General features: G+C 38.4%; 17 protein-coding genes. 6 read left to right on the top strand and 11 right to left on the bottom strand.

Annotated elements, in window-relative coordinates; translation table 11 throughout:
* Positions 1-428: 428 nt before the first annotated feature.
* Together ND2E_RS04675 and ND2E_RS04680 are read left to right on the top strand one after the other, a co-directional pair.
* The gene (locus ND2E_RS04675) at positions 429-2,702 is read left to right on the top strand and encodes a TonB-dependent receptor (RefSeq protein WP_033095122.1); all 2,274 of its coding nucleotides are present in this window, start codon (positions 429-431) and stop codon (positions 2,700-2,702) included.
* A gap of 400 nt (positions 2,703-3,102) precedes the next feature.
* Positions 3,103-3,849 carry a FadR/GntR family transcriptional regulator gene (locus ND2E_RS04680; protein WP_052056858.1) on the top strand — a complete coding sequence of 249 codons (747 nt, stop codon included), beginning with the start codon at positions 3,103-3,105 and terminating at the stop codon, positions 3,847-3,849.
* A gap of 403 nt (positions 3,850-4,252) precedes the next feature.
* Here the strand turns inward: ND2E_RS04680 and ND2E_RS04685 are convergent, their stop codons facing one another.
* From ND2E_RS04685 to ND2E_RS04720, 8 genes are all read right to left on the bottom strand, one after another.
* Positions 4,253-5,554: a TRAP transporter large permease gene (locus ND2E_RS04685; RefSeq protein ID WP_033078324.1), complete on the bottom strand. Its 1,302-nt coding sequence runs from the start codon at positions 5,552-5,554 to the stop codon at positions 4,253-4,255.
* On the bottom strand, positions 5,554-6,051 hold the full coding sequence (locus ND2E_RS04690) for a TRAP transporter small permease (RefSeq protein ID WP_081962090.1): 498 nt from the start codon (positions 6,049-6,051) through the stop codon (positions 5,554-5,556). Before ND2E_RS04690 ends, ND2E_RS04685 begins: the two co-directional genes overlap by 1 nt.
* Entirely contained in the window at positions 6,041-7,012 is a 972-nt protein-coding gene (locus ND2E_RS04695; RefSeq protein WP_033095209.1) for a TRAP transporter substrate-binding protein, read from the bottom strand. Before ND2E_RS04695 ends, ND2E_RS04690 begins: the two co-directional genes overlap by 11 nt.
* A 138-nt stretch (positions 7,013-7,150) precedes the next feature.
* Positions 7,151-7,993: a 5-dehydro-4-deoxy-D-glucuronate isomerase gene (gene kduI, locus ND2E_RS04700; RefSeq protein WP_033095120.1), complete on the bottom strand. Its 843-nt coding sequence runs from the start codon at positions 7,991-7,993 to the stop codon at positions 7,151-7,153.
* A gap of 14 nt (positions 7,994-8,007) precedes the next feature.
* Complete coding sequence (gene kduD / locus ND2E_RS04705) at positions 8,008-8,784, bottom strand: 2-dehydro-3-deoxy-D-gluconate 5-dehydrogenase KduD (protein WP_033078327.1); 777 nt, start codon at positions 8,782-8,784, stop codon at positions 8,008-8,010.
* A 341-nt stretch (positions 8,785-9,125) separates the two neighbouring features.
* Positions 9,126-10,835: a methyl-accepting chemotaxis protein gene (locus ND2E_RS04710; RefSeq protein WP_033095119.1), complete on the bottom strand. Its 1,710-nt coding sequence runs from the start codon at positions 10,833-10,835 to the stop codon at positions 9,126-9,128.
* 220 nt (positions 10,836-11,055) lie between these two features.
* The gene (pgi, locus tag ND2E_RS04715) at positions 11,056-12,699 is read right to left on the bottom strand and encodes a glucose-6-phosphate isomerase (RefSeq protein ID WP_033078329.1); all 1,644 of its coding nucleotides are present in this window, start codon (positions 12,697-12,699) and stop codon (positions 11,056-11,058) included.
* Positions 12,700-12,780: 81 nt separating this feature from the next.
* Positions 12,781-13,713, bottom strand: coding sequence for a sugar kinase (locus ND2E_RS04720; protein ID WP_081962089.1), 933 nt, complete (start codon positions 13,711-13,713; stop codon positions 12,781-12,783).
* Between the two features lie 1,168 nt (positions 13,714-14,881).
* On the opposite strand from ND2E_RS04720, the gene ND2E_RS04725 reads away from it, so the two are divergent.
* Entirely contained in the window at positions 14,882-15,829 is a 948-nt protein-coding gene (locus tag ND2E_RS04725) for a DUF4861 family protein (RefSeq protein WP_033078332.1), read from the top strand.
* A 183-nt stretch (positions 15,830-16,012) separates the two neighbouring features.
* On the opposite strand, the gene ND2E_RS04730 is transcribed toward ND2E_RS04725, so the two are convergent.
* Positions 16,013-16,774: a TorF family putative porin gene (locus tag ND2E_RS04730; RefSeq protein ID WP_033095118.1), complete on the bottom strand. Its 762-nt coding sequence runs from the start codon at positions 16,772-16,774 to the stop codon at positions 16,013-16,015.
* Positions 16,775-17,654: 880 nt separating this feature from the next.
* Between ND2E_RS04730 and ND2E_RS04735 the strand changes: the two genes are divergently transcribed.
* The 3 genes from ND2E_RS04735 (at position 17,655) to ND2E_RS04745 (ending at position 21,533) form a co-directional block, all read left to right on the top strand.
* Positions 17,655-19,763: a methyl-accepting chemotaxis protein gene (locus ND2E_RS04735; RefSeq protein ID WP_033095116.1), complete on the top strand. Its 2,109-nt coding sequence runs from the start codon at positions 17,655-17,657 to the stop codon at positions 19,761-19,763.
* 3 nt (positions 19,764-19,766) lie between these two features.
* The gene (locus ND2E_RS04740) at positions 19,767-20,474 is read left to right on the top strand and encodes a substrate-binding periplasmic protein (protein ID WP_033095115.1); all 708 of its coding nucleotides are present in this window, start codon (positions 19,767-19,769) and stop codon (positions 20,472-20,474) included.
* A gap of 168 nt (positions 20,475-20,642) precedes the next feature.
* A complete protein-coding gene (locus ND2E_RS04745; RefSeq protein ID WP_033095114.1) occupies positions 20,643-21,533 on the top strand; it encodes a type 2 periplasmic-binding domain-containing protein in 891 nt (296 codons plus the stop codon).
* A gap of 193 nt (positions 21,534-21,726) precedes the next feature.
* On the opposite strand, the gene ND2E_RS22480 is transcribed toward ND2E_RS04745, so the two are convergent.
* Together ND2E_RS22480 and ND2E_RS04750 are read right to left on the bottom strand one after the other, a co-directional pair.
* Positions 21,727-22,446, bottom strand: a complete 720-nt coding sequence (locus ND2E_RS22480; protein ID WP_052056855.1) for a carbohydrate-binding family 9-like protein — start codon at positions 22,444-22,446, stop codon at positions 21,727-21,729.
* 365 nt (positions 22,447-22,811) lie between these two features.
* The gene (locus tag ND2E_RS04750; RefSeq protein WP_052056852.1) at positions 22,812-25,508 is read right to left on the bottom strand and encodes a family 20 glycosylhydrolase; all 2,697 of its coding nucleotides are present in this window, start codon (positions 25,506-25,508) and stop codon (positions 22,812-22,814) included.
* Positions 25,509-25,704: the final 196 nt, after the last annotated feature.

Raw genomic sequence — 25,704 nt, 5'->3', positions numbered from 1 at the left:
GCACATCTTTCTCCTTACTTGCCGTAAAGCGAAAAAGCACCGGGAATTAAATGTTTTTATGGACATAAGTGTCTTAAAACTCTGTGTAAAAATGGTGCTTTTAACATCAAAAAAAATATTCCAAGTGATAATCCAATAAGTTTTTTTAAAATATTATTGGCTGTTTTTTATTTCCTATTCGTTAACTTAATACACCAACAAAATTGGTGACTGACGTATTTATATTATTTTTAGTTAATTGGTTTTTTAAACACAATGGTTGAGTTTATCTCCAATCACGAATACAAGAGACTGATATTTAACAATATTTGGCATACGGAAGAAGAAAGGAGATGCGTCGCTAATAGTATTTCTGCTTTATCAAATCAGAAGAGCTTTTTAGAGAGAGCGCATACTTCTACTAAATTGAATTATACTTGGGGAATAACATGAAAAACAAAAATGAAAAAAGAAACAAAGTGTCGATGATTGCTTTGTCCATTGGGTTGGCATTGAACCCAATGATGGCATTTGCAGCCGAAAATGACTCTAAAACAGTGGTTCAAAAAGAGAGTGTAGAAAAAATAGTTGTTACGGGCACATTTAGCGGTAAAGCGGTGGCCAAAGAAGAGGCAAGTTTTGCGGTTAGTTCTTTTGATGATGAAGATATAAAAAAATTAGCCCCTAAAAGTACAGCCGATCTATTTAAGGCTATTCCTGGTGTCTGGTCTGAAAGCTCTGGCGGGGTTGCCGGTGCAAATGTTTTTGTTCGCGGTTTTCCTGGCGGTGGTGATGCCCCTTTTCTCACTGTACAGTTACAAGGTGCGCCAGTATTCCCGCCACCAACACTGTCCTTCTTAGAAAACTCAACTTTATTCCGTTTAGATGAAACCGTTCAGTTTATGGAAGCACTACGCGGTGGTCCAAACCCTGTAATATCTAACGGACAACCTGGTTTAACTACTAACTTCATACTCAAAGAAGGTACAGAAGAAACAGAAGGTTTAGTTAAATACTCTACCTCTGACTATGGCCTGCAACGAGTTGATGGTGTACTTAGTGGAAGCTTAGCAGATGATCTTTATTACATGGTAGGTGGGTATATTAAAAGCTCACCAGGTGTACGTGATGCAGGGTTTAACGGCGAAGAAGGCACACAGTTCACTGTTAATATCACCAAGAAGTTGGATAACGGTAAAATTAATTTTTACACACGACAAACAGACTTTTTTGGCGTTTGGTATCTGCCCGCACCATTAACCCATGTAGGGAGTGACTTTACCCAACTTGGTACAAACAATAGACAAGCCGCAATTCAATACGGTGCAGATAATACCACTGAAATGTTTGACTTTGCCAAAGGGAGAGGCTGGGATGGTAGTGTGTCTGGCGGTAGTATTGAGCTAGATCTTGGCAATAACTGGTCGTTAGTAGATAAGTTTAATTATACCAAGGGTAATGCTGATACGTATGGTCTAGTCCCTGGCGGTGGCGCTGTAGAGTTGTCCACTGTTGCTGCTAATGGAGCTAGTGCAACGGGTCTTGTGACGGGCACTGAATATAATGGGTCAACGATTGTTCAACAATACGGTCGCTGGGTCGTTAAAAAAGAAATCAAATCGATGGTCAATGATTTTGCTCTTACCAAAGATTTCGATAATGCTAGTTTTACTTTAGGTTATTACTCTTCTTCATTTTCCGCAAATGATTGGTGGGCGCTAGGTAACTATTCATATCATGTTGTAGAGCAAGGTGGTGAAAACCTAAGTGGTATTGACTGTAACCAAGATGCCAATGGATGCTCATGGAATTATGACTTTGTCAGTACTGGTGATGGCACAACAAGCGCCTTATACGCAGCAGGTTCGATTAATATAACAGATAGCTTCACACTCGACGCAGGTTTGCGTAGTGAAAACCACACTATTGATTATACCGTCGATGAAGGTTTAGACAACGTCATCACTAAACATGCTTCTTATGATGAAACAGATATGGCATGGACTGTAGGTGCTAATTGGATGTTTACCGACACAATGGGGGTATTCGCTCGGGCTAATGGTGGCGGTAAAATGCCATACTTTGATGATATCAGAGAAAACTATGGTGCTTTTACCGAAGGTCAAGATTTGATTAAAGAAGTCAGTCAGTTTGAAGTGGGTTATAAGTTAGTCGACGATAATTTTGATGTGTTTGCCACTTTCTTCCTTAATGAAGTTAAAGGTGATGCTGTCGTATTTATTCCTGGCACACCCGCTATTGTCACAACCAATAAAGCCTATGGTTTAGAGTTAGACTTTAACTACTACAATGATAATGGCCTTTCAATTAACTTAAATTCAACATTCCAGGAAACAGAAGTTACAGATGGAAATCCTGGTTTCATCGGAAAAGACGCAATACGGCAGCCAGGATTTCAATTACGCGTAACACCAAGTTATGAATTTGACTTTAATAAAATCCCAACCGTTATTTATGGAACCATATCTTTAGTAGGTGACCGTTACTCAAACCCTGAAAACACTATCATTTTAGATGGATATAAGAAAATAGATATTGGCATGCTCATGAATATCACCGATGAAGTGGAGCTACGGTTGGCTGTAGCAAATTTAACAGACTCCGAAGGTATTACCGAAGGAGATCCTAGATCATGGACTTCTGGAAATGGTCGTTATATCTTACCGCGAACTATTGACGTTAGCGTTAGCTATATTTTTTAATATTCGTATGAATGCCGTTTAACAAAAAATCTTCAAGCATGCACTCACGCATGGCATCACCCCCCAACTCCTGTCAAAATTGATACATTAACAACATCCGCTTGTAATCGTTCAGATAAACCACGGTATTATAAATACCACCAGCAAAAGATTGTTTATACTGATTATTGTCTGTTTCTGAAAAGTCAACCATGCATTCCCCCATAACAACAATATTGACCACTTTAAATTTTTATTACCACACCGACTTGTAAGACTTCACACAAAGTGTTTTATCAAATTGATACAGTTACTTATTACATCAATCACTATTTTAATAATATTTTCAAATAACATTTAATAAAATGGTCTGATTATAGTATCATTATAAGATAACCTATTAGTGAAATGGAGATACACTTTGACTGTAATAGACTTTAATTTAGGCCACATACAAACCACACGTAGTTTAACTAATGATTTAGTTACATCGCTCAGAAAGAAAATTTTAGAAGGTAAAATGGATCCTGGCACAAAACTGCCCGCAGCTAAGGATATAGAAGAGCAAGCAGGAGTAAGTCGAAGTGTTGTACGCGAAGCTGTAGCCGCACTAAAAGCTGAAGGTCTTATTATTAGTCGCCAAGGTGTCGGCATGTTCGTTGCTAATAAAGCAAAAATACAGACTTTTGAGATTGACTCAAATGAATTTAATTCAATTGAAGATGCTGTAAAAATACTTGAATTGCGTATGGCCGTTGAGTTAGAGATGGCATCAATGGCTGCAAAAAACAGAACGGCAAAACAAATGCGGGCTATTTGGGAATCATTAGATAAGTTTGATGAACAAATAGAAAGTGGAAATGACGCTGTTCAAGAAGACTTAGCATTCCATTTATCCATAGCAGAAGCATCAGGTAACCCCTATTTCAGCCGGTTTATAAAGTTTATTGATGAAGGTATTATTCCTTCGAGAAATATTGTCATTAACAATGAATCAGGCATTGATCCAAAACAATATTTAAAATCAATACAAGATGAACATCGAAAAATTGCCTCTGCGATTGAAGCCAGAGAAAATGAACAAGCAAGATATGCAATAATGGAGCATCTAGGTAACAGTCGTAAACGTCATCTGAATATTGTTAAGAATTTAAAAACTAGCACATAATTATCCGTTAATTTAGTTTGATTTAGCTTTTCCTTCGTTCAGTAATAGATGAATCAGACTAATGACAAATAAAACAATGAGCAATAAAGGGAACCTTACCAATGGGAGGTTCATATACGATTTTCACCTGTCCTGTCACTTAACTAGCCATAACATAACCACTCTTATTATTAATATCTTCTTAGCCATAATTATCTTGGGATAGGAATCAAATAGTATTTAATTACAAGGGGCGTTATTGAACAATAATTAGCTGTAGGGGTCGAAAATAACGATATTATTAAATAGTTATAGCCAAGGACTTGAGGGATATGATTGTGCAATCCGACATGAGGTTATTCCCAAGTCATTAATTTAATCGTTAAAGCATTAAATCAATGACTTGTCACCTTCCTCTAAGTGGCTACTTTAATAATCCAAAGTACTTAGGTAAAAATTCACTAATAGCGGGAATATAAGTGACCAACATTAAAGCAAAAAACATTGCTATATAAAGTGGCATCATAGGCCTAATGATTTTTTCAATAGATGTTTTAGCCACCGAACAGCTTACGAATAGCACCGCACCTACTGGCGGTGAGCACAAACCTATGGATAAGTTAAGTACCAACATAATACCAAAGTGGATAGGCGACATACCGATACTTTCAGCAACAGGTAAGAAAATGGGTGTAAAAATAAGCACCGCAGGTGTCATATCCATAAAGGCACCCACTAATATCAGTGTTAAATTGATAATTAATAAGATGATTAATGGATTTTCACTGATAGTTAATAAAAATTGACTGATACTTTGTGGAATATTCTCGTAAGATAAAATCCATGACATTGCCGATGAAGCTGCAATCAAAAACATGACAATGGCAGTAATGCCTGCAGCTTTGAGGATAATACTAGATAATTCCGTTATTTTTATTTCTCGATAAACAACAACAGCAAGAAATAATGAATATAATACCGCAATAGCGCCAGCTTCCGTCGCCGTAAATATACCTCCAATAATGCCACCGATGACAATCAATAACAGTAACAAGCTCGGAAAAGCCGCCGCTACCTTTTCAATAACAGTGAAAAAAGGTAAGACTTTACCACGAGGATACCCTTTTCTTACCGAGTAAATAGCACACACTAGCATCAAGAAAAAGGCAACTAATAAACCAGGGAAGTAGCCTGCCACAAAGAGTGCAGATATTGACACTCCACCACTGGCAATTGCATAAATAATCAAAATATTACTCGGGGGAATGATCATGCCTGTTGTTGCAGCCGTAGCCGTTACCGCAGTGGCAAAATTTCGATCATAACCTTGCTTTTCCATTTCGGGGATCATAAAGCTACCGATTGCGCTGGTAGCTGCGACTGCCGAACCTGATATACCGCCAAATAAGGTACAAGACAACACATTAACCAATGCTAAGCCACCTGGAAACATACCAATTAACGCCATGGCACATTCAATTAATCGTTTAGCTACCCCACCACGACCCATAATAAGGCCAGATAAGATGAAAAATGGAATAGCAAGCAAAGCAAAGCTGTTCACACCACCAATCATACGCTGTGCAATCGTAGTAACCGCGGGGACAAAATCAATACTAAAAAGCATGGTCACCAGTGTTGCGATACCAATACTAAATGAAATAGGCACATTTAATGCCAGTAAAATAAAAAAGGTAACGATTAAAATAAGACCCGTAAGTTCCATTATTTTATTCCTTCATTTACAGTTTTAGAGTTTTTCAGGGTTAAAGACTCAACAACCGCATAAAAACAAAAAAGTACACCCGTGATCGGCATAACAAGGTAGACCAACCCCATAGGGAGGCTCAAAGCCGGTGAAATTTGTACTGGGTCAAAACTTAACTGTACTAATTTACAACCGCCAACAATCAAGACAAAAGCAGAGAAGATAAACACCACGAGATGAGAAAATAATTCTACTTGCTGCTGCTGCTGAGGTTTCATTTTATTGGTTAAGATATCAAGTCCTAAATGTGCTTTAGTACGGTAACAATAGACCGCACCAATCATACTGATCCAAATTAATAAAAATCGTGCTATTTCTTCAGAGACAGAACTTGGCTCATGTAATAAATACCTAGACAGTACCTGCCATGAAACAGAAGCCACAATGAATATCATTAAGAGCATTAAAAGCTTTTCAATGACTAAATCTAACCACGCAGTAAATTTAACCATCATCACTCTCCGATATCGTTGTTACTTGCTTTATTTGCTTCAATAATCGTCCTATTTCAGTATTTTCATAGCTCGAATGGAAAGGCACAACAGCCTCGAAAAAAGCGGTTTTATCCGGATATATAACCTTAACACCTGCAGCTTTAACCGCGGCTAAGGCGCCCTCTTCAGCGGTGAGCCAAAGAGATTTTTGAAATTCAACGGCATCATTCATTGCTAATGTTAACCACTCTTGTTGCACCGTACTCAGCGCATCAAATATGTGTTTACTGGCAATAATGACATCAGGAACAGAGGTATGTTCGTTTAAAGAGTAATAGGGGCAAATTTCATAATGACGAGATAGATAGTAACTCGGTGGATTGTTTTCTGCGCCATCAACCACTCCTTGCTGAAGGGCTGCATAAAGCTCTCCCCATGCAATAGGCGTTGCTGCACCACCAAAGGTTTGCACCATTTTAATGGCTGTTTGACTACTCATCACCCGAATTTTTTTACCGACGATATCTGTAGGTACATTGACCATATTTTTACAGGTATAAAAACTTCGGCTCCCTGCATCAAAGTAGCCTAACCCTGCCAGTTTTGCTTTGCCTGTTGCCGCTAAAATATTTTTACCTACACTGCCTTGCAAGACCTGCCAGCGGTGTTCTCTACTTCTAAAAATATAAGGTAGGCTATACACCTTCATTTCAGGAACAAAGCCTTCCATCGCTGCTGCCGATACTTTTGTTATTGCTAAACTACCAATTTGTAATAACTCAACCATTTCTCTTTCAGAGCCCAATTGGCCATTCGGATAGAGCTTAAGTGACATTGTCCCGTTAGAGTAATGTGTTAATCGTTCAGACATAAAAGCAAGCGATTTATGCACCGCATGCTTAGTGTCTAATGTATGACCAACGCGTAAAACCAGATCATTTTTTGACTGTCCACCACAGCTACTAAGTAGCAGTGTCGACATCAAAACTAACAATAATTTAAACAAAACAGTACCCTTTCAAGCCTACAACCAACAACCAACAAGTAGTCACTTCACATCAAGCTTAACCCATAGCTCAGTTAGTCGCCATTGAGTTAAGCTTAATGAGATGATAACAAGTTACCTTAATTCATTTGGCATGTATTTATCCATATCGTCATAATCAAGATTCTCACCTGCCATACCCCAAATGAATGAATAATTTGACGTACCCGCGCCACTATGAATTGACCATGCAGGAGAAATCATTGCTTGCTCATTGCCAACCCACATAACACGTGTTTCTTTTGGCTCGCCCATAAAATGAGAAACGGCTTGGTCTTCAGCTAAATCAAAATATAAATAAGCTTCCATACGACGATCATGCTGATGTGCAGGCATGGTATTCCAAACACTACCAGGTTTTAAACACGTCATGCCCATTTGCAGCTGGCACGTTTCAACCACACCATTAATAATCAATTGATAGATTGAACGTTCATTCGAGGTTTCTAATGAACCAAGCTCTAAAACATTCGCATCTTCACGTGTTACTTTCTTATTTGGGTAAGATTTGTGAGCAGGTGCTGAATTTAAGTAGAATCGTGCTGGTGAATTTTTATTTGCACTACTAAAAATCACCGTTTTGTTACCTGCACCTACATATAGTGCTTCTTTATTATTTAGAACAAACTCTTCACCATCAACGCTCACAATGCCTTGTTCGCCAATATTAATAATACCTAGCTCACGACGATCTAAAAAGTTTTTTGCTTTTAATGGGTCTATTGCCGATAATTCTAGCGCGGCATTAATAGGCACAACACCACCGACAATGTAACGCTCATAGTGGGTATAGACTAATTTAATTTTGTCTTGTTGAAACAAATCTTCCGACAAAAAATTCTCACGTAATTGTTTGGTATCAAAATTTTTCGCTTCATTTTGTCCAATAGCATATCTGTTTTCGTAATCAATACTCATAATTTTACCTTTTATTATCTTGCTAACCAGCCGCCATCAACCGCCAATACATGACCATTAACATAATCACTTGCTTGTGCTGAAAGAAAAGTTACCGCACCCACTAATTGTGCAGGCTCGCCCCACTGTCCAGCAGGTATTCTTTTTTCAATGTCTTGGTTTCTTTCAGGATTATCTTGTAGCGCTTGGGTATTATCAGTTCGAAAATACCCTGGTGCGATAGCATTCACTTGTACATTCGACCCAGCCCATTCGTTTGCTAGCGCTTTAGTTAAACCAACCACACCATGTTTACTGGCCGTATATGCAGGAACAGTAATACCACCTTGAAAAGAAAGCATGGAAGCGATATTAATGATTTTCCCCTGCTTATTCTCAACCATGTTTTTACCGATAAGCTGGCTTAGTAGAAATACAGAATTTAAATTAACATCAATCACTTGTTGCCACTCATCTAGTGGAAAGTCCACTGCAGGATGGCGCGCAATCGTGCCTCCATTATTAACCAACACATCAATACTATTAACTTTTGCATACGCTTGTTCTACTAACGAACGTACCGCTTCAGGTTTTGATAAGTCAGCAGCTAAGGTATAGGCCTTACGCCCAAGAGCTCGGATCAATACTGCTGTTTCATCAACACCACCTTCACGTGAACTACAGCAAATAACATCGGCTCCCGCTTGGGCAAGCCCAACCGCAATCGCTTGCCCTAATCCTCTACTTGCGCCGGTAACCAAGGCCGTCTTCCCTTCTAGAGAAAATATATTTTTGTCCGAATTTGTGCTCATGCCCACCTCATTAATTTAAAAAACAGCACCTATGATTAATAAGGATATCAGTCTTCATGTTATCATACAACTGATTAGTTTATCATTTCACAAATGCTATTTTTTACTTACCGATTAAAACGTAGGCCAAGCTAGATATACCCCAGAAATCCTAAGGTATAGGATTGTGACATGCTAAATTATGCAACCATCAAGCTTTTCTATAGGAATTTTTATGAACAAGACGTTCTCAGTCCTAATAGCTAGCCATTAGGACTGAGAGTAAGGACATTATTGAGAATTTAAGCCATTTAATAAATAACTTATACCCGTTACCATTAAGGGGTAATCAATGTGTTAGATCATACTTTGAATTGGCTAAGTTGTGCATTAATTCCGTCAGAAAGTTGTTGTAATGACACACTATTATCAGCCGTGCTCTCAACCGCACTTCTAGTGATTTCAGAACTGTCAATAATACCATGGATGTTTTGGTTTATATCTTCAATCACCACGGATTGCTCTTCACATGCTGTTGCAACAGATGTGCTCATATCTGATATTCCTGTGGTGAGGTTAGAGATCTCTTCTAGAATTTGGCCTGCTTGATTCGTTATGTCAACACACGTAACAGATTGCTCTCTACTACTCATCATAGAAGAAACTGCTGTCTTTGAGTTTATCTGTAGCTTTTCAATCATAGCTTGAATCTCCATGGTCGAATCTTGTGTTCTTTTTGCTAATTGACGCACTTCATCAGCGACAACGGCAAAGCCCCTACCTTGCTCTCCCGCTCGGGCAGCTTCAATCGCTGCATTTAAGGCAAGTAGATTGGTTTGGTCGGCAATTCCTCTGATCACATCGAGCACTGACGTGATAGCGGTGCTATCGCTATCAAGATTATCAACTGCAGTTGAAGCGGTATTGATTTCTTCAGAAAGCTTATCCATATTCAACACGGCATCTTTGATAATATTAAGACCGAATTCGGTTTTGTCACGAGAGGCACTTGCCGCAACAGAAGCATCAGATGAATGTGATGCAACTTCTTGCACTGTTGCCACCATCTGATTAGTAGCAGTAGCAATTTGAGTGAGTTTATTTTCTTGGTCTAATAAGCTGGCTTCAGAAGTAGTTACAATGCCAGACAAGTTATCAGATGTTTTTAATAAATCGCCCATGGTAGTATTTAGTTTTAGTACCAAATCTTTAATTTGAGAGTGAATAAAGTCCATACTGTTTACCAGTATTGAAATCTCATCGTTACCCGCTTCTTCAATAGTGGCAGTAAGATCGATTCTACCATCTGATAACAGCATACTTTTAAGATGTTCAACGTTTTGGTTTAATCGAAAAAAAACTTTTTTGCCAATATAAAATGCCCCCCCAAATAAGGTAAGTGCCGAAACTATTTGCATCATGGTAGATACCGACAACCAAAATGAAAGCTCTTCATTGCCTTGGTCAACCTTTGCTTCAGTTCTTTGCTCAAGAGCACTAAAAAAGAGGGTGACAGGCATCATAATTTTAGTAACCTCTTGATGATATAATTCATCAAATAGGATTCTTAAGGCAAATGATTGAGCGCTTTCTCCTGTGTTTGCTTGAAAAGGGCCATTAACTATCATTCCCGCCTTAACCGATTCAATAGCTTGGGTTTCAGTGCTAATCAAATCATTAGAGGCTTCACTTGCTTGCTTTAAAAGGTTTAATTCTTCAACAGAAAAATTTAATTCTTTCATGATATCGCTTTGTGATTTTTTTACACTCGGATATAAGCTTTTGTTTACATTAGTAGGTCTTGGTATTTTACCTGCACGCCAGTTAACAATATCCATGTATTGGTCAAGGTATTTTTGTTCACCTGTGGCAACATAAGTTCTAGCAAGTCTAGTTAAGTTTATCGAGGTATGCCTAAACTCGTCAGCAAGTACAAATGAAAGATATTTTGTAGTGTTATACTTCAGTTGGCTTTCATTTTTATTCGTTGTAACAACCCCCGCAACAATGGAAGTAACGGTAGCAATTAAGACGATTGATAGTGCAATGATAAGGGTGTATTTTATTTTCATTCGAACCTGTTTTTTCTTTTTAATTGCTACTGATTATACCTATACATATTAGAAATAATAAAGATAGAATACCACATTCATTTTTGAATACTGACAGCATATGAGGTTAAGCTTAATCCTGAGTAAACTGCATGGACACGTGCTTTTTAAATCCCTATGCCCCAGGTATTATTGACCGAGACACTGAGAGATTTTCACTAGGAGCTGTAAAATGATAGTTCTAAGTTTTATCCGCTTGGTAGTATTTAATTAATTCTCTTGTAGAGCTATCGTGATCTTGATTAATGTGCCCGCTATATAATTCTTCTGAAATTTTATTGGCCAAGCCTTTACCTAATTCAACGCCCCATTGATCAAATGAGCATATTTGTAAAATAATGCCTTGGACAAAAATTTTATGTTCATAAAGCGCAATTAAACTGCCTAAACTTTTTGGCTCTAAGCGTTTCAACAATATAGTATTAGTCGGACGGTTTCCTTTGTGTACTTTGTGTGGCGCAACTTTATCAATATAACTATCGGTGCGACCTTTCGCTTTCAAATCTGCACGCACTTGCGCTTCATTTACCCCTGTCATTAATGCTTGAGTTTGCGCAAAAAAATTGGCCATTAAGGTTTCGTGATGCCCCTTTACTGGCGTAACACTTTGCACAGAGCCAATAAAGTCAGCTGGCACAACATTATTACTTTGATGTAAATACTGATAAAAAGCATGTTGCCCATTAATGCCTAACTCCCCCCATATTGAAGGTACCGTTGGGTAGTCAACTGGCGCACCATCCCAAGTAACCGACTTACCATTACTTTCCATTTCGGCTTGTTGCATATAAGCTGACAGCATATGTAAGGATTGATCATAAGGTAATATTGCTTGAGATTGGGCGCCAAGAAAAGTGCAATTCCAAACGCTAAGTAATGCTAAGATGACGGGGGCATTATCTCTAAGGGACGTTTGTTGAAAATGCAAATCCATTTCATGCGCCCCCTCAAGTAACTCAATAAACTTATCAAAGCCTAAATCGAGGGCAATAGGCAACCCAATAGCAGACCAAAGAGAAAAGCGACCACCAACCCAGTCCCACATATCAAAAATATTTTCTTGATCGATACCAAAATCAACGGCGTTCTCTGTATTCGCACTAACGGCAACAAAATGTTTTAACACTGCTTTTTCATCGAATGACGAAGCAATTAACCAATCTCTTGCGGTATTCGCGTTGGTCATCGTTTCTGTGGTGGTGAAGGTTTTGCTTGAAACTATAAACAACACTTTTTCAGGGTTAAGCGGTCTTAGTACGTCAGCAATTTGTGTGCCATCAACGTTGGAAACATAATGAACATTTAAACTATTATCACTATATTGCTTAAGTGCCTCGGTGACCATTTGCGGACCTAAATTAGAGCCGCCAACACCAATATTGACAATATCGGTAATGCGTTTACCTGAATAACCGCACCAATGGCCTTCTCGAACACTAATGCTAAATGCTTTCATTTTCGCTAAGGTATCTTCGACTTGTTCGGTTATATTAATACCGTCTAATAAAAAGGGCGATTTGGCTCTATTTCTTAACGCGCTATGCAAAACAGCTCGATCTTCCGTGCGGTTTATTTTATCGCCGTTAAACATTTTTTCACGCCACGCCTCTAAATCACATTCTTGGGCAAGGGTGACAAGCTTAGCCATAGTTTCTTCAGTAACCAAATTCTTAGAATAATCGAGTAATAAGTTTGGCAACTTAATTGAAAACTTATCGAATCGTTCACTATCATCTGCAAACAATTGATTTAAGTGTACTTGTTTGTTGTTCTCGGCATGTTCAAGTAAGGCTTGCCAACTGGATAAAGATGTTCTACTAGTCATTTTACGCTCCGTAAAGGAATAAATTAATGGAATTAACGGGTATAGGCCTATAGACAGAAATGCACTGTGATTTTATTAGTCTTATTCTTTTGCCATAAAAGCAGAAAAGACATCCTGATTAATGACCGCACCTTTATGCTGAATAACGCAAGCAGAAACACGACAAGCATGCTCAATAGCTTCTTTACTCGAAGAACCATTCATTCTTGCACTTAAGTAGCCACTATTAAAAGAGTCACCCGCAGAGGTGCTATCAACAACACATTCAACCGGGGAAATCTCAACCTCGAACTGTTCGATTGTTGACCGATAAAATATATCGTCTGGGCCATTTTTAATAATTAATTCATTAATGGCAAACTCATTTAGAAAGTTATCAACATCACTAAAAGAGTTAAGATCATACAACAAGTTAAAATCCTCAACTCCAGCAAAGACCAAATCACTGATACTTAAAGCTTGATCAAATTGAGAAATAGCATCGGCTTTGCTTTCCCATAAACGGCTGCGAAAATTAGAATCAAAAACAATACGTACCCCAGCTTGTTTTAGCTCTGCAAGAAATAGCCAGAATGCTTGGCGATCTTCTTTAGCTAAAATAGCAATAGAAATCCCTGAAAAATAGAATACATCGCATTGGTCAATAAGCGCGCGCTTAGCGTTATCTTCAAGTTGCGAAATGGTCAATTTCGCCGCCGATGTATCTCGCCAATAAACAAAGCTACGCTCACCTTCAGCAGATATTTCAATTAGATAAGCCCCTGTTTGCCTATGACTTACCCGCTGTACAAACGAAGTATCAATACCACTAGCTTTAAAATCATCAACCATGGCATTACTCAAAGCATCACAGCCAACAGCGGTCAAAATAGAGATATCTACCGCACTATTTTGTAAACGTTTAAGGTATACCGCAGTATTATAAATATCTCCTGCAAACGCTTGTTTATAACAACTATTTCCAGCTGGAGAAAACTCAATCATACATTCCCCCATAACAACGACATTAACCACGGTTGCCCCTCAAATTATTTAATAATAAAACGTCAAAACATACTTGTACGATATCATACAAGTATGTTTATTGAAAGATTACAACCGATATTTACATTTTTTGTCAATCTTGTATGAAAAATCAATAAAAATGTCAAATTATATACTTCAACGCTATAACCTATAAAGATTAATGAAGATTCATTGAATTCTATAGACTTTAATCTGGGTCATATATACCCAAGCCACTTGGAAATGCTCGATTTCAGTACTCTCAAGTCGTTTGGGTATACAATCAACGCGAAGTTTGACTAATTATTTAACCTCTTAGCAGGAAAATTCTAGATAATAATATTAGGGGCTGTTGATCTTTCAGGGTTAAAATTTATACTACGTTATCGTATGTTCGTGTAGCCAGCTACACGTCACATACTCTGCCTTGTCTAAATACCAAACAAGTTGCTGTAAAAGTAATCTCGAAAGATCAACAGCCCCTAGACCTGAACAAAACTGCCCACAGCGAAGATATTGAAGAAAAGCGGGTGTTAGTCGCAGTGTTATACGTGTGGTAGTCGCTACTCTAAAGGCGAAAGTCTCATTATATACCCGATCCACTTGAAGATGCATGATTCAGCTGGAATTAGAAACGCCTTTAGGCAAGACATTGATTAAAGAGAATAGTTATTCTATTGTCAAAACCAATAACGCAGCATAAAGCGTTTCTAAACCAGCCCCTTGGGGAAGGCTGAGCAAATCCTACCTTGCGTTACATTTCTTTTTAAGGGAATGACCCTTAATAAAAAAATGCGCCTTGATCATGAATCGCTCAGACTTCCTGAAACGAGCATCTTCAAGTGGAACGGGTATAAGTCGACAAGGTGTTTTCTCTTCTAGAGAATCATCACTAAACATGAGACCGCAATTTAGTATCAAACGGCATATTGAGACTACCTAGAGTTTAAAAGTATAGTGTTGGCGGAGCATTAACTAGCTAACTAACTGTTATGATTATTCATCCTACCCTACAGAGACTATATTCCGATTGTGTTCCATCACCCCTTTTGTAACCCAAATTAATATATCCCTTTCTTTTTACTTGTATGATATCTTATAGCTATAAGAGGGTACTTTATCAACAAATAAAGCAGCAATTACAACCTAACAAACGCAAAATAGAGAGAAACACGAGATGAAAACAACACCTAAGTATTTATTACTGGCCGTCAGTGCCGCATTAACTATTGGTTGTGCCCAGCAGGCTACCACCGAAACATCACCTTCTTTAGCAAAAAAAACTACTACCTACAATAAGTTAGTAAAAAAAGAGCAACAGGTGGTTAAGGCCTATGCCAAGTTTGTCTCCATACGAGAAGATGATTTTGCTTGGGAGAATGATCGAGTAGCATTTCGTGTGTATGGTCCCTCTTCACTAGCAACCCCGAATAAAGCCGCCAGTGGTGTCGACTGCTGGCTGAAACGTGTTGACTATTCGATCATTGATAAATGGTATGATAATTATCAAAATAACGTCAGTTACCATAAAGATTGGGGCGAAGGTCATGATCCATACCATACCGGCATATCACGCGGCACAGGTGGTACGGCACTTTGGATAGACGGCACTCCCTACCCTGCTGGCACATATAGTGCTTCACGCATTATTGATGACAACCCTAGCAAAGTTGTCTTTGAACTTGATTATGTCTGGCAAACCAAATTAGGCCAAGTATCAGAAACTAAGCAAATAAGTCTTGCATTAGGCTCACAATTATTTGAAGTCACCTCTAGCTTTCTCCTGAACGGCCAACCAGCAAAAAATATAAGCATTGCCATCGGTATTGCTACTCATGATGAATTAGCCAACGTCAGCTTAGATAAAGAATCAGGCTGGGTAGCTGCTTGGGAAAAGCTAGCGGGCTACCATTTAGGCACAGGTGTGGTCATGGCTCCAGAGCTTGTCGACGACATAATACATCTTCCTTCAACCAAAAGAGATGAAAGTCACATTTGGCTAATTTCTCATACCAATGCACAAGGTAAACTCAGTTATGCTGCTGGCTATGGCTGGGAGCGTGCAGAGCTGTTCACCACAGAAAAGAAATGGCAAGAATACCTCAGTACTTATCCGATAAAGTAAATTATGCTTGGTACCAATAAAGACAGATGCTTGACATAATCAAGCATCTTCCAGTGGTTACCTTATTAAAAGGTAAAAAAGCACCCCAAAAAACTGGCGTGTTTTCTTACTTTTTTGTATTCGGTGCTCAATGACTAATAACTTACAAAACGTACGTTAATATTTTAATGAGGCTGCTGTTAATTAGAAGCTTTTACTGACACTAAAAACAAAACGCTCATCAAATATTTGTCGTCCTTGCTCAGAACCATAAACCTTGTGCGAGCTATCTACATCTGAGTCGTGATAACGAAGGACAATATGTAGACCATAGAAATCTTTATTAACGCCTAAGTTCCAGTGAGCCCAGCCCTCAGCGCCTTCGCCAGATAATTCTTGGTAACCAATACTCCCTAACACTGTTATACCATTCGCAAAGGTTTTACTTGGGTGAACCGCGTAGTTAATGCCAGTCCAACCCTCAACACCAAACCAGTCATTTAGGGTAGGGGTTAGTTCAAACTTTAGCTTTACTGGACCAAAATCTTTAATAATCTCCATCCAGAGTTCGGTGTAATCCATACCTTCTACGCCAGGATAGGTGTAATGAAATACAAAAACGTTGTAGCTAATATCACTTTCACCAAAAGAACCAAATTTACCAATATAAGGTGCTAACACAGCTCTTATATCAGGGGTCGATTCAAACTTATTGGTAGCGCTAAATAAACCAGCATACACGCCAACTTCATGTGTCCAGGTAAAGCTACCTTTGACGGCAGGAATATCGCCATCAGCTACTTCAGACTCACCACGAAAGACATAATCCGTCGCCATTTCTAAAGAGCCACTAAAAGTGCCATTAAAAAGAGTTTCTTTACTTACCTTTTCACTTGCCGATAAAGGACAGGACAATAATATTGTGCCCACAAGAAAGTTATTGGCTGATTTTAAAATCTTTTTCATACTAGAGTGCTCCTAGATTTATATAAATCAGATAAAAAATTATTAGTTCCATTATTTTACTAATCAGTTATAAATAGGCTTGTTTGACTAAATGAATACCATTACTAAAAAAAATAAATTATTGATAGTTTATGAGTTAATAGCACACTATCGTATTAGATAATATTAGCAAAAAATGAAGTAAAGTTTGAAATATATACATATCTTCGCGGTAATAAGGTGAGTAAATAATTGTGCGTCGCCCTACTAATGGTTGCATTAGCGACGAGAAGATTAAAAGAAGATCAATAAAATATACCCATTCTACTTGAAGATGCTCGTTTCAGGAAGACTGAGCGATTCATAACCAAGGCGTATTTTTTTATTAAGGATTGTTCCCTTAAAAAACAATGTAACGCAAGGTAGGATTTGCTCAGCTTTCCCCAAGGGTTGGTTTAGAAACGCTTTATGCTGAGTTATTGATTTTGACAATGGAACAACCATTCTCATCAATGCCTTGCCTAAAAGCGTTTCTAATTCCAGCTGAATCCTGCATCTTCAAGTGGAGCGGGTATATATTTGAACTTTTTGCGAAATTATTAGCAAAAACGAATAGTTGTTATTCATAAACTAAGAAATGTTCAAATTAATCATTAATATTTCAGTTCATCTTATTTACTGCTGATTATAAAAAGTGGTCTTTACCTATAAGTTATATAGAAGTTAATTGGCAAAAATTTGATTGTTAACATATATTATATAGATACTTAATTGTTAAATAATTGATGTATCATAAACCTAACCCTCAGATAGTAAACATCTAAAACATAGCTATTTTCATAGGCTTATGGCGACCACCAGCCTTTTAATAAATACTATCAAATATAAATAAAGGCTCATTATGTTCTCTAAAATAAATGAATCATTAAACCTTAAAATTACTATTTTTTCAGTTTTAGCAATGTCTTTGGTTTTGATTTTTGGCATAGGGTTAAGTACCTATTATTATAAAAATATGAATGAAAAAACCTTAGTTCATGTGTCAAAATCATTAGATAATTCAGCAGAAAAAGAAATCAAAGGAGCATCATCAACGGTTAAGTTTAATATTGAGTTGTTGTTAATGCCTGTGATCAAAAATTTAGCGGTAATTCGATCAAATATTGAGTTATCAGGAGCACTAGAAAAAAGCCCTGAGTTTATTGTTAAACAGTTTGATGCCACCATGCAACCGCAAGACAAAGATGTTTTTTCTGGTTATGTTGTTTTTGAAGAAAACACTTGGCCTGATGAGTTAACTTCCTCAGGCGGCAAAGCAATCAACAAGAGTGATAAACTTGCACCATTTTTCTTCCCTGATGGTCAAGGTAGTTACGATTATGTCACTATGGATTCATTTTCAAATACAACAATTAACGATAATGGCGAAAGAAAAGATGATTGGCATTTAAAGCCTTTTGAAACAGGTGAATTATTCTTTATGGAGCCTTATTATTATGAGGTTCCAGGCAGAGGACAAGAATTAATCACCACAATTAGTGATGTGATAAAGGTTAATGGTGAGCACGTAGGTAGTATCGGATTTGATTTGTCATTAGTACGTATTCAAACGCTGGCGGAGGAAATGGATCATAACTTGTATGGTGGTGCTGGGCGTATTGTGGTTGCGTCTTGGAAAGGGATCATTTTAGCTGACAGTAATTCCCCAGAAAATGTCGGTAAACGTATTTCAAATGTTGCAGGCTTAGTAGATTGGCAGCAAGCTAAGGATGCTAGTCAAGGTGGAAAACTAATTGAGGCAAACAACAATATTAATTCTTTTTACCGAATTAATACCACCACGAATAATCCTTGGATAACGAATGTAGCGGTTCCTATTGACGTATTGAACAAAGAAAAAGTGAATTTTCTCGAGTGGTTAACAACTGAATCTATTCACGCCTTAAATATGGGCTTGTTAGCAGGGATTTTAGCATTAATTGCGGGCTGTTTGGCCATGGTTATTATATCCAGAACAATTACCGCAACGTTAAATACTTTAATTGATCGCTTAACTGACATTTCACAAGGGGACGGTGACCTAACCCAAAGAATTAACGTTTCAAGTACAGATGAGACAGGTCAGTTAGCAAAATTAATCAATCAGTTTATTGATAAATTACACTCTATGATTGCTGATATTTCACAAATAACAACTCAAGTTGATGAAAACTCCAACATGGGAAAAAAAGTTTCACAAGAAGCGAGTCAAAAGCTAGCTCGACAAACAACAGAGTTAAGCTCTTTGACTGTTGCTACTCATGAAATGGCAACAACTGCAGGTGAAGTTGCTACCTCTGCTTTGGAAGGCTCAAAGGCTGCTCAAACAGCGCAAAATGACTGCTATAGCGGTGTTGAGTTAGCTACATCAACGACAATTGATATTGAAAGTTTATTTCAGGCATTATCTGAAGCGGAAAAGAAAACAAACTTACTGTCTGAGTCAGCCGCTAATATAGAGTCTATTTTAGCTGTCATAGGCGGAATTGCAGAGCAAACAAATTTACTGGCCTTAAATGCAGCAATAGAAGCGGCAAGAGCTGGAGAGCAAGGGCGAGGCTTTGCTGTCGTTGCTGATGAAGTGAGAACCTTAGCAGGGAGAACACAGCAATCGACTAAAGAAATTAGAGGTATGATAGACCAACTGACAGCTAATACAAAAGATGTAGTGGGTATGATGAGCGAAAGTATTGGTAAAGTATCTACATGTGTAGGTTCAGCTAAGTCTGCTGAAGATGCTTTTAAAGGAATTAATAGCTCTATTGATATTATTAATATGCAAAATACTCAAATGGCCAGTGCAGCTGAAGAACAATCAAGAGTGAATGAAGAAATAAACCGAACATTAACTGTAATTTCTGATATGTCAAATGAGGCGAATACCATTGTGCAACAAACAGCCTCATTAAGTGAAGAGTTGAATGGAAAAGTTTCCGATTTACATGCTCAGTTAAATAACTTTGTTGTCTAACTAATGATTATTTTAAAATTATTTTTTATTGTTTTTTTACTGTCCACTTTGCTTTGCTCCTCTAAGCTTTCTGCTGAAGAAGTATGGAAAATAGCTTCTTTAAATTGGCAGCCCTATGCAGGTGAAGAATTACCAGACCATGGAAGCTCAATTAAAATTTTAAGGGAATTACTAAAGCAAGCAGGCATAACTCTTGTTGTTGAATTCTATCCATGGAGCAGGGCTAAGCATTTGGTGCGGGCTAACACTGAATATGTTGGTATTTTTCCTGCTTGGCCTGAAGATATTTTTGACGGAGCAATTATTTCACCAGCGATAGATTGGTCTATAATTAGTATTTTGAAACGAAAAGCAACAGTAGTGAACTTCAATAGTATTGATCAGATCTTTGAGAATTACTCAATTGGTGTTGTAAATAACTACTTATACCCGAAAATATTTGCTGACGCTATTAAGCAGTATCCTGAAAGTGTAGAGGGGGCTCCTAATGAACTATCATTACTTAGAAAGCTTGCTGTTGGCAGAGGAGATGTAGCGATAACAGACCCTAACGTAATGTTTTATCTAGCAAAGCAACAAGGTATCTTTGATATTGAGGTGGTGAAACATGTGATGAAAAAGGAGTTGATATTGGCTTTTAGGGATGATGTAGAAAATCGAAAACGTTTAGAGCTGTTAACTAAGCTGCAAAAAATACGACTGAGTAGATAACAAACTTACCAGTAACATAAAAACTATTCTATGATAGTTAAAAAGCTACTTAACTTATTGCATATCAAGTCCCCAAATAGTTAATTGGCTGCATTATTCAATGAATTATTAGTTATCAGTAACCTCACCTTTTCAGTTTTGAGATCTCACTTTAAAAAGAACTAAATTATGCATCTTAAATCTACAATATTGATATCTTTTCTGTTCATATTTGTTCAGCCTACATATGCTCAAATTCCACCAACTATCACTGTGCCAATTACCCTTGGCCTTCTGCCATCACAATCAAAAATATTTAACAGCAATGGTAAGCTAATCAAAAATTGTGGTGAAGGATTAACGGTAGATAAAACATGGCAAAGGGTTAAGCTTGAGTTTTACATACTCTGTGAAGCTTTGCATTTAGGGGGAATAACTCCGGAGTTTACATTTATCCATTACCCAAATCATAAAAGGCTGTATTTGCAATCCCTTAAAGGAGAAGTAACTATTCCATCGGTTTCTCTGTGGGAAAGTTACTTAGCAAAAGATATCTTTTATACTACTCTCCCGCTACTGGATAAGTCTCAATTTGAACTAGGTATTTATATGTTACCATCAAAGGTGTTAAAAGCGGATATAAAGAGTCTTAAAGATCTACGCAAATATTCTGCAGTAACGCATATTGCCTGGAAGCTAGATATAACTACATTACAGGAAATGGAGGTAGATATTGCAACCACTATTTCTTATGTCAACCTTTATAGAATGGTACATGCTAACAGAGCTGACTTTACCTTAGCGGCGTTCGCTAACAACCCGACGATGCAACAAACAATAGGTAATATCTCATTATTACCCGTTAAAGGTATAAAAATATTAATCCCTGACGCAAGAGTCTTCGCTATATACAAACAATGGCCGCAGGCAACATTGATCTTAAATTCACTACAAAAAGGTTTAAAAATACTAAGGAATACAGGGAAACTAGCACAATACTATCAAACTATTGGCGTTATAAATCCTGCAGTTAAAAATTGGAAGGTGCTTTGTTGTAATGCTTTAAAACCACCTGAGTAAAGGAATCTACCATGGCGCGAATTAAACTAGTTTTACTGGGTGCAATCGGTAAAAGTAGCTTGTCTGTAGACTTAGAAGGGAATAACCATTCCTTCATCATTGCGCCTTGAATTGAAATCGCTCAACCGCTCTGAAACATGCATCTTGAATGGTAACGGGTATATACTCAAATTGGTACATTGCTAACGGTATATTAATGAGCGGCAAGAAAGAAACAACCAAAGGCGCTAGCAACATGAAAATCAGGCATAGCCGTGTCTGGGTTTATCCAGCTAATCCACTCAGCCCGCTGTTTTTCTGGGGTATTTTTAAGATCGGCCCTGAACAGTCCAACATACACTGGCTGTAGCGCGTTAAATGGTGGAATTGATAGCAAGGCTAAGCTTTTCAATGATATGCTCCCCTCTATGCTGTAACCATTGACAGTGTTAACTGCTGACAATAACAACTCAGTAAAATGCCATTGCGGATCAAATTGACGATAAAATGTGCTGTGGTAGTCAAGTACCCTGCCAGCAGCGTCTATTTCAAGCGCAAAATAGGAGTTCAAGGTCAGATCTTTACTAAAAAATATTTCCACCCTATCTTCCAACACCACGGTTTCTTCACCTTGCCAGTGCTTTTTTAGCGCAACACTGCTATCAGTACTACTAAAATGAAAATACAAGTGACTGTCATCAATCAACGCCATAAAACGGGTTTTCTGAGCTTGGGATTCTTTCCACGGTAAGGAGAAGTCGCTAATAATATTGGCTTTAGCCCAAGCAGGATCCTCAGCTAGTCCATCTAGCGCAATTGAATTGTTGGCGATTGTTGTTAATTGATAACTCTTGCCACAAGTCGACGATGTGGCGTAGAGCGTGGCGCTATAACTCAAACAAATAACAAAAATGATGAATAACTTAACTAGCATGAGGTTTCCTTTCGTTAGCAGTTATACCAATCAGATTAATTAATGGTTCAAATTTTCAAGAACAAGGCGCTTGATTGAGCAATAGCTAGCTATTGGGATTGAAAGCAACGATGTTATTGAGTATTTGAGCCATTTAAAATGATCACTTAGTTAGTCTGATTGGTATTAGTTGGAAAATAATTATACCAAGTTGATCAAATGATATTAGCCATTAGGTGGTAAACAGATGAAATATAGCTAAGGATATTGTTAATAGCTTTTCTCTAGGAGCGGTAATCAATTGCCTAATGACTATGACTACCTCTATCACAGAAATATATCTGTCATATATTGGCATAGCTACCCATTGACTTACGAAGCTCGCATTAATGCACAACTATGTTAGTAGTACGCCCAGCTCTGGCTCCGTTTACTGAACGACTCCGTACATTTACCTGGGCCGCACTCACATTAACTGGCTTAGTGTAAACTTGCCATGCTTGTACTGCACCACTGGCATCAACCAATTGGTATTCAATGCCCAAACCAGAAAACGCAATATTGGCTATTAACATTCCCTGCTCAACAACCGCGCCGACCGTCGGCAAACGGTAATCAACATCAGCTAATTCTAGTTTAGCAAATTCCTTTTGACCTAAGGTCGTTGAAAATAAGCGCCACTTTTGATCACGTGTTTTCGCCATCGCCTCTGTGAAGTAATGAGTATCTTGACTGTAAACTGCCCCTTGGTAATTGTAAGGCAGCGCCCATTCAGGTAAATGCCATGCGCGCTCAGCTAACGCTAATAAACGTGGAAAAACTTTATGTTCGGCAATTTCATCACTACGGGTGGTTTCACTCCACAGTTGCCCTTGAATACCTAAAAATGGCTTACCTTTACTGCGCGCTGTTTTAGTATCATCGGCAATATAAGTTGTTTCTTGCTGATCTACCCATATCTCCGCATGAGCCGGTAGGTTATCGGGCATAAACTGAAATATTTTTTCGGTATTGACGTGTCTCGATGCCCAGTAAAAACCATGTTCCTTAGGCGAGGCTTCGTAAGGTAGATCAAAATACAAAGCGTCTGGTGATGAAACAACCACTTGCCAACCACGATTGACCACTTCATGTACTTTTTCATGGCCGTTCCAAGAAAGCACATCCCAAGCATTCGCTTGCACAAAATCAGGCATATTTTCGTTACGGGTATGCGATAAACCATCGCTCCAACCTGCAGTTTCGATATCAAGACTTGTTAATATGCCAGCAACACGCTCAATAAAGTAAGCACCAAGCTCACTCATTTTGGTCACGCCAACCTCATTACTCGCAATAAAGTCTTTACAAACAGGTGACTCTAGCCATGCACCTGCTGTTTCATCAGCGCCTATATGATATCGGGTTAATGGCTGTCCTGCATCACTATGAATTTTCTTTACCTGAGTCATCACTTCTAATACAAAGTCGTAAGAAGACTCAAGACAAACGTTGATAGTGTTGTCATCGTAAAACTGCACCGACGAGTATTGGGTTTTGTCATTGAAATCGTCAAGTAGATACTGCTGGGCTTTGGCTTCATCACCAAGCGCTTGATATTTATTGTAACGCGCATTCATTGCCTTTACTGCCGCACGTGAATGTCCAGGCATATCTAAAGAAGGGATCACTTGAATGTGGCGAGCCGTAGCCGCTTGTAATATTTCTTGGTAATCACTAACGCTGTAATAACCATTCACTGGTGAGTTTGTGTCAACACCGGCACCAAGCTGACTACTAAGGCACGTTTGCTCTTGCTCATCAAAACAGCGCTTACTGGCAATATCAGTTAACTCAGGTAAGCTTGGAATTTCTAAGCGCCAGCCTTCATCGTCACCTAGGTGTAAGTGTAACTTATTAAGCTTGTATGCCGCCATTTGCTCTAATAAAGATAAAATAAATTCTTTCGAGTGAAAGTTACGGGCAACATCAACCAACATACCACGAAAAGCATAATGCGGCTCATCAGATACTGTCACTACAGGTAAAGTATGCTGACCTACTGTGTATAAACTGGCGAGCGACTGCAAACCATTGAAAACACCGTTGCTGTCAACACCGACAATGCTAATGGATTTTTTACCAACTAACAGCTGATAGCTACCAAGGGGCTTAGTGGTGTCGGCATTAATGTTTAAGGTAAGTGGAAAACCCTCTTTGCCTTGTTTAACCCCTAAAGTGGCTAGACGGGCAATCGCGGCATTAACGTCTTTTTTCGCGACATTAGTAAAATCAATATATAAGCCTTTACTAATATCAACACGAGCATGAAGGGGGTCAACGTGCAGACTTTTGGGGGTTGGGATTATCGCACTGGCGATTAATTTAGTACTAGGTACGGAGTTAGCAGCTCCTTCAAGATTGCGCTGGTAAAGGCTTTCGCTTGTTAGCCAAGCGGTTTTATCATCCGCATTACGCTTAAACTGCTTGCGCTCATCGGTAAACGGCTCGATAAAGGGAATGACTTCTAAGTTGGTTTCAGGATCTATAGTGGTTTGGGTACTAGTAATAACCCTTGCTTGCAGGCTGGGTGCGGTCACTAAATAATTAGGTAGAGCATCGTGCTCTGACAACATCCAGTGGCTAGCTCTAAAAGCGATGCGCTTAGTTTCACCGGCCTTAAAACCGGAAAAATTTTCTGACAATGAGATTTTTTGAACGCTACCATTAATATGGGCAATAGTAAATTCGTTACTGTTTGAGCTTTGTACCGGCATAATACTGCTAAACTGTATCGCCCAATTATTCGCGGCAATAGCCGTTTTAGCGGTCAAGCTCAATTCCGCTTCAAAACATGCCCCCTCGGCTAGGGTTGCATTGCATTTATCGGTGGCAACATTGCTGATCACGCGATATTTTACCTCAAGCGTGGCGGCGATTTCATTAATGTCTTGTTGGCTGGCGTGGTGTAATACTATCGGCGCTGTCGTTGCGCTAGCATTATCGACACGGTTACCTAGTTGCTCACAACCCGACAACGTCAAGCCTAGTGAAAAAGCCAAGGGTAGAGTGGCTAGCAGGGTGCAAGGTGTTTTTTTATTCATTTTTATAATCCATCAACTTATGTTACGGCCCAATAATTAAAAAACACTTTCTTCAATCATCGAAACTAATTAAGATCTTGGTATGGTTTTCATGCGAGAAAAACGATAAGGGCTACTACAGCAAAAGAAGCAAACGAATAGCACTTAACTCCAATACCTTGGTACTTATATACCCGCTCCACTTTAAGATGTTCGT

It is taken from the genome of Colwellia psychrerythraea, from assembly GCF_000764225.1.
GTDB lineage: Bacteria > Pseudomonadota > Gammaproteobacteria > Enterobacterales > Alteromonadaceae > Colwellia > Colwellia psychrerythraea_D.
The sequence above is the reverse complement of the archived record's forward strand: the minus strand, read 5'-3'. Positions and strand labels throughout refer to the sequence as shown.